Origin of the sequence: Microcoleus sp. D3_18a_C4 (genome assembly GCF_036702415.1) — a bacterium.
Classification (GTDB): Bacteria; Cyanobacteriota; Cyanobacteriia; order Cyanobacteriales; family Microcoleaceae; genus Microcoleus.
Genome location: NZ_JAUBTI010000068.1, coordinates 1 through 2177, shown reverse-complemented (window position 1 = coordinate 2177; position 2177 = coordinate 1). Strand labels below are relative to the sequence as shown.

General features: G+C 49.5%; 1 protein-coding gene. It reads left to right on the top strand.

From position 1 onward, the window contains the following. Nucleotides 1-89 precede the first annotated feature (89 nt). A complete protein-coding gene (locus QUB16_RS23455; protein WP_445251158.1) occupies nucleotides 90-2078 on the top strand; it encodes a BamA/TamA family outer membrane protein in 1989 nt (662 codons plus the stop codon). The last annotated feature ends 99 nt before the right edge of the window (nucleotides 2079-2177 follow it).

Sequence of the window (2177 nt, the reverse complement as noted above, 5' to 3'; positions counted from 1 at the left end):
GTGCAGCATCTCTCAAGAACGGTGTACCATCTGTCAACAACGGGCAAGATGCCCGTTCCACAAGAGATGAATTGTTTGGTGGAACAGGAATGTTGGCTGTTCATCACAAGCTGATTGAAAATGGTGCAGCATCTCTCAAGAACGGTGTACCATCTGTCAACAACGGGCAAGATGCCCGTTCCACAAGAGATGAATTGTTTTGTGGAACAGGCATCTTGCCTGTTCATCAAAAGCTGATTGAAAATGGTGCAGCATCTCTCAAGAACGGTGCAGCATCTGTCAAGAACGGGCAAGATGCCCGTTCCACAAGAGATGAATTGTTTGGTGGAACAGGCATCTTGCCTGTTCATCAAAAGCTGATTGAAAATGGTGCAACCTCTCTCAAGAACGGTGCAGCATCTGTCAAGAACGGGCAAGATGCCCGTTCCACAAGAGATGAATTGTTTTGTGGCACAGGAATGTTGGCTGTTCATCAAAAGCTGATGGAAAATGGTGCAACCTCTCTCAAGAACGGTGCAGCATCTGTCAACAACGGGCAAGATGCCCGTTCCACAAGAGATGAATTGTTTGGTGGCACAGGAATGTTGGCTGAAGTACGCGGGGCGCAGCTATCCCCTAGGGAATCGCCCTCACTCAAGTCCAGCCACAATAAAGATTTTACATCTCTGTTAAAAACTCCGGCGACGATCGCGGCACAAGCCGAAATCCCCGAAGCAGTAAACAGCAACGCCCGACAGCTAGGCGGTACTCTACAAATCAGTCAAGCGGGCAATGCTGAAGGCGTTTACGTTGCTGATGTGAAAATTCGCTTTGTCAATTCCAGAGGCGAAGCTGTTGATAAAAAAGGGAATCCGGTTGAGGGCAGAATTTCGGAAGATTTTATCCGAGGTGAGATCAAACTCAAGGCGGGGGATAACTACAGCCGGGAAGTTGTACGATCGGATTTACAGCAGTTGCAGCAATTGGGATTGTTTGAGAAAGTTACGGTTTCGATCGAAGAAGTTGGCACGGATGTTAATGTAATCTACAACGTTCAAGAGCGATCGGCTCGCTCTTTTAGCGTGAGTGCCAGTCTTAGTGATGATGTTGGCGTTGCGGTTCCTCTTTCCTATACCGATCGAACTTTCGGTACAACCCCGCAGCGGCTGGCGGTGGAACTTCAGCCCAGCCTCCGAGGTATCCAGTACGATGTCCAGTTTGTCAGCCCTTACGTTGCCGCCGAAGACCGTTTGGGATACAGTGTGAGAGCTTTTGGCGATCGCAGAATATCGGAAATTTTCAACAAAGATATTGATTTGCCCAACGGGAACCGAGTTCGGGAAATTCGGATGGGGGGAAATCTCAGGTTTACCAGACCTTTGGGCGATTGGCAATCGACTTTGGGACTGAATTATACAAACATCAGTACGCGCGATCGCAACTTAAATATCGCCCGCCGCGACGAACTCGGCAATCCTCTCACATTCAGTGGCAGCGGCGTTGACGAGTTATACACTGTTTCTTTTGGTGCGCTCCTCGATCGGCGGGACAATCCCTTCAACCCCACCAGCGGCTCGATTCTCAGCCTCAGCACCGAGCAGTCGATACCTTTGGGGCGAGGTAATATTGTGAGCAACAGGCTGTTAGCAAATTATATACATTATGTACCAGTAACTTTGTTCGGCATCAGCGAGTCAGAAGCCTTGCCCGAAATGCTGGCTTTTAACTTGCAAGCGGGGACGGTAATTGGGGATTTGCCACCAACGGAAGCTTTTCGCCTCGGCGGCCGCAATTCCGTGCGGGGTTACGATAGCGGGGATATTGGCAGTGGGCGGAGTTATTTTTTAGCTTCCGGGGAATATCGGTTTCCTGTGGGTCAGGATGTTGGCGGCGTGATATTTGTTGATTTTGCGTCGGATTTGGGCACGGGAGATAGTGTACTCGGAAAACCGGCCGTAGTCAGGGACAAACCGGGGACTGGGGCGGGTGTTGGGGTGGGTGTGAGGGTGCGATCGTCCTTTGGATTAATTCGCTTAGATGTGGGTGTTAGCGACTCCGGCGACATCAAATTTATACTCGGTACAAAGCAGCGATTTTAAATTAGTCATCAGTCACGAGTTAACTGTAGATACTGTCTTGATCTGTCAAGGGGTAGCGAGTAAATAATTGGGGTCGAAAGGCTTTTGGGACTTTAAAAT

What these genes read in the sequence shown, in the direction of transcription:
- QUB16_RS23455 (WP_445251158.1), top strand. Translation starts at nt 90, where the DNA reads ATGTTGGCTGTTCATCACAAGCTGATTGAAAATGGTGCAGCATCTCTC.